This window comes from Betaproteobacteria bacterium (assembly GCA_016791345.1).
Classification (GTDB): Bacteria; Pseudomonadota; Gammaproteobacteria; order Burkholderiales; family JAEUMW01; genus JAEUMW01.
Genome location: JAEUMW010000148.1, coordinates 1 through 4133, shown reverse-complemented (window position 1 = coordinate 4133; position 4133 = coordinate 1). Strand labels below are relative to the sequence as shown.

5 protein-coding genes are annotated in these 4133 nt (G+C 67.6%); 2 read left to right on the top strand and 3 right to left on the bottom strand.

Annotated features, from left to right (window positions below; genetic code table 11):
• A partial coding sequence (murJ, locus tag JNK68_06060; protein MBL8539920.1) for a murein biosynthesis integral membrane protein MurJ occupies positions 1 to 1400 on the bottom strand: 1400 nt, incomplete at its 3' end.
• Between the two features lie 103 nt (positions 1401 to 1503).
• Here murJ and rpsT point away from each other — a divergent pair.
• Positions 1504 to 1767, top strand: a complete 264-nt coding sequence (gene rpsT / locus JNK68_06055; protein MBL8539919.1) for a 30S ribosomal protein S20 — start codon at positions 1504 to 1506, stop codon at positions 1765 to 1767.
• A 212-nt stretch (positions 1768 to 1979) separates the two neighbouring features.
• Here the strand turns inward: rpsT and JNK68_06050 are convergent, their stop codons facing one another.
• The gene (locus JNK68_06050; GenBank protein ID MBL8539918.1) at positions 1980 to 2798 is read right to left on the bottom strand and encodes a hypothetical protein; all 819 of its coding nucleotides are present in this window, start codon (positions 2796 to 2798) and stop codon (positions 1980 to 1982) included.
• A 187-nt stretch (positions 2799 to 2985) separates the two neighbouring features.
• On the opposite strand from JNK68_06050, the gene JNK68_06045 reads away from it, so the two are divergent.
• Entirely contained in the window at positions 2986 to 3129 is a 144-nt protein-coding gene (locus tag JNK68_06045) for a hypothetical protein (GenBank protein MBL8539917.1), read from the top strand.
• 19 nt (positions 3130 to 3148) lie between these two features.
• On the opposite strand, the gene JNK68_06040 is transcribed toward JNK68_06045, so the two are convergent.
• Positions 3149 to 4126: a glycosyltransferase gene (locus tag JNK68_06040; GenBank protein ID MBL8539916.1), complete on the bottom strand. Its 978-nt coding sequence runs from the start codon at positions 4124 to 4126 to the stop codon at positions 3149 to 3151.
• Positions 4127 to 4133 lie beyond the last annotated feature (7 nt).

The window sequence follows — 4133 nt, the reverse complement described above, 5'->3', positions numbered from 1 at the left end:
GCGGTATCGCCTGCAGCCAGCCAGAGCGCCACGACGAGGAGCAGCACCGCCGCCCCAAGCTGCAGCGCGAACCGTCGCCACCCGGGCTGCGGGGTATAGAGGCTGCGCTTGCGCAGTGTGTAATGCAGCGCCGCTGCATTGAAGCAGGCGGCAAGACCGATCGACAGCGCGAGCCCCGCATGCCGCAGCGGGAAGACGAACGCGAGATTCATGAGCTGCGTCATGCCGAGCGTGATGATGCCGATCTTGACCGGCGTCTTCATGTCCTGGCGGGCATAGAAGCCCGGCGCCAGCACCTTCACCAGGATCATCCCGATGAGTCCGATGCTGTAGGCGACCAGCGCCTGGCGCGTCATGAGCACATCGGTCGCGTCGAACTTCCCGTACTGGAAGAGCGTCGCGATCAGCGGCACGGCAAGGATGGCGAGCGCGACCGCGGCGGGCACGGCGAGCAGCAGCGTGAGGCGCAGCCCCCAGTCGAGCAGCCTCGAGAACTCCGCGCCATCGGCGTTGGCGTGGGTCTTGGAGAGGCTGGGCAGCAGGATGGTGCCGAGCGCCGCACCCAGCATCCCGGCGGGGAATTCCATCAGCCGGTCCGCGTAATACAGCCACGACACGCTGCCGTTCACCAGGAAGGATGCGAAGATCGTGTTCACGAGCAGCGAGATCTGGCTGATCGAGACGCCGAAGAGCGCCGGCCCCATGAGCCGCGTGATGCGCCATACGCCGGCGTCGCGCCGGCCCAGGGAAAAGCGCGGCAGGAGCTTGAGCTGCGCCAGAAACGGCACCTGGAAGGCAAGCTGCAGCACGCCGCCGACCACGACCGCCCAGGCCAGTGCCATGATCGGCGGATCGAAATACGGGGCCGCAAAGAGCGCGAAGGCGATGAAGCTCACGTTGAGCAGCGTCGGCGTGAACGCGGGCACCGAGAAACGGCTGTACGTATTGAGTACACCCCCGGCGAGCGCGGTGAGCGAAATGAAGAGGATGTAGGGAAACGTCACGCGGAGCAGCGAGACGGTGACGTCGAACTTGTCGGCGCTGGCGTGGAACCCCGGTGCGCTCACCCAGACGATGACGGGTGCCGCGAGCACACCGACGACGGTGACGATCGCGAGCGCGGCGAAGAGCAGCCCGGCGACATGATCGACGAGGACTCTCGTCTGGTCGTCGCCGCGACGCGTCTTGTACTCCGCCAGCACCGGCACGAAGGCCTGCGAGAACGCCCCTTCCGCGAACAGGCGGCGCAGCAGATTGGGGATGCGAAACGCGACGAAGAAGGCGTCGGTGTAGAGTCCCGCCCCGAACACGCGGGCGATGATGGCGTCGCGCGCGAACCCCAGAACCCGCGACACGAACGTCATCGAGCTCACGGTCGCAAGGGCCTTGAGCAAATTCATGGGGCGCTATCTTAGCCGATCGCGCCTTCCTCGCAGCTTGCAAATCGCAAGTGATCCGTCTAGTATTTCCGGCTTTCCTGAATTCAGGCTCCGAGGTTCATACATGGCGAATTCCGCCCAGGCGAAGAAGCGCGCCCGTCAGGCAGTGGTGCGCAACGCGCACAACGCGGCACTGCGCACCCGTCTTCGTACCGCGATCAAGAAGGTGCGCAAGGCGGTCGAGGCCGGTGACAAGGCTGCCGCCAAGGCGGTCTTCACCGAATCGATGGGTGTCATCGATTCGGTGGCCGACAAGAAGATCGTGCACAAGAACAAGGCTGCCCGTCACAAGAGCCGGCTCTCGGCGGCGATCAAGGCGATGGCATAGCCGCTCGCGGCACGCGCTTCAGCTCGCATCACGATTCAAGGGGCCGGTCCTTCCAGACCGGCCCCTTGGCTTATTGGCTCCCGGTGCTGCCGCTCGCGATCGGGTCAGGCGAGTGGCAGGGTACTCCCGGCCACGCCCACGAAGGCAGGCTCCGCGGCACTCACCCGCTCGCCATCGAGGAGCGGAAATCCGCCCCGAGATCGGGACATCCATCACCCTCCGAGCAGATCCACCAGCCTCGCGCTGATGCGCGCGGCGATCTTGCGGTAGCCGGTATGGTTGGGATGGATCTCGTTCAGCCAGTCGCCGCTGGTGCCGGCGCTCCCCGCGTCGGCCCGCTCAAGGGCGTTGCGCGTCTCGACGAAGTGCACGTGCGGCAAGGCTGCAGGCCCCACCGCCATGACCTTGATGGCTTCCGCCAGGACATCGACGAGAAAATCCGTGATCGGAACGCGTACGGCATCGGGAATTACCAGTGCCTCGTACGCGCGGAACAGCCACGGCCCGAGCACGGGCACCGCGAGGAAGCGCGCGGGGGCATTGCGCGCGGTCGGATAGTCGTAGCCGTGCACGACGAGCGGCACGTCGTGATTGACGCTGGTCGCGCCATCGCGCAGTCCGACGATCGCGCGCAGGCCGCTTTGCACGTCGAAGACGAGGCGTTCGAGCTGTTCGCTCACGAGATAGTCACGCGCATCGCCGCTGCCGGTTCCGGGATTGCGCAGCAGGATCGGCGCGCGATCGACCAGGTCGTTGCCGCCGGCCGACAGGAGGATCGCGTGCCAGCGGTAGCCGAAGCGCTCGGTGAGGAGCTTCCGCAGATCGTCGTTGTCCGCGATTTCGGCGATGTGCTTCAGGGTGTCGCCCGGATAGGCGATGTTGCAGACGATGCCCGCCTGCGGCAATCGCATTTCGTAGAGCAGATTCGAAGACGGGATGCCGCCGATGGTGAACCACGAGTCGCCCTCGGCAAGAATGCGATACGCGTACTCCGCGCTCCCCGGACTGCTGGCGGGGTTGCCGCTGCTCAAGTCGGCGACGGTGACGACCTGTACCGGAACGCCGGTCGTATCGAACGCTTCACTCGCAGGCGCAGCAAGCGTCGCCCGCAGCGCCGGGCGCGCGGCCCGCGCGCGGGGGCGTGCCGTAACCGCAGGGCGTGCAACGGTCCTTTGGCGGCGGGACCGCGGCGCCTGACCTTGCTTCCCGGCGGCGGGCTTGGCTGCGGACTTCACCCTGGCGCCCGAGCGTGTCGCCGGCTTCGGTGCGGTCGCTTTCGATCCGGTCCTCGCCCGACCCGTCCTGCTGCCTGCGGTGCGCTTCGACATGTGCGTGCTCCCGATCCGCTTGCCCGCATCATAGGCTCTTGTCGGGGGGTGCGCTAACCGGCGTGGGCGCGCCCTTTCCACATCCCGCCCGCACCGCGCCAGTGCTGCCACGCCGAATCGAGCGTGAACAGCAGATATGCGGCTGCAATGGCGGGCAGCGCCAGACCCCACAGCCAGGACCTGCGATACAGGCGCAGCGTCGGCTGATAAGCGAACGCCATCATCGCCCACGCGGCAATCCCCGGCAGGCGGGCCGCGCCCCCCGCGAAGCATGCGGTGAGCGGTGGCGCCAGGTACGTCACCACCATGCCGAGGACGGTCGCGGCGAGCAGCAGCGGCGACTCGCGCAGCTGGACATATGCCGTACGCGCAACCATGCGCCGGATCTCCCGCACCCCCACGTACGGCCGGATGCTATGCGCACGCTCGGTGAGGCCGAGCCAGATGCGACCGTGCGCCTTCAGTCGCCGCGCCAGCGCACAATCGTCGATCAGCTCGCCGCGGATCGCTTCGATTCCGCCGGCCGCCGCAAGCGCCGTCGTCTGCACGAGGATGCAGCCGCCCGCTGCAGCGGCCGTGGCGCGTCGCGGGGAATTCACCCAGCGGAATGGATAGAGCATCTGGAAGAAGAACACGAAGGCAGGGATCAGCGCGCGCTCCGCGAGGCTCTCGCAGCGCAGCTTGACCATCAGCGAGGTGAGCACGAGGTCGTGCTGCCGTGCGCGCGTCACCAGCGCGGCGAGTGCGTCCGGCTCGTGTGCGATGTCGGCGTCGGTGAACCAGAGGTACTCGGGCGGCTGCGGCAGCCGGTTCGCCTGGTGCACGCCCTGCGCCACCGCCCACAGCTTGCCCGACCAGCCGGGCGGCAACGCCGCGCCCGCAAGCACCGTCAAGCGGTCCGTGGCACCGGCCGCTGCCGCTGCTTCGCGCGCGCGGGCAGCAGTCCCGTCCGTGCTGTGATCGTCGACCAGAATCACCGAGAACGAGCCCGGATAGCGCTGCCGCAGCAGCGAGCCCAGAGTCTCCGCGATGAGGGGA

What these genes read in the sequence shown, in the direction of transcription:
- rpsT (MBL8539919.1), top strand. Translation starts at nt 1,504, where the DNA reads ATGGCGAATTCCGCCCAGGCGAAGAAGCGCGCCCGTCAGGCAGTGGTG.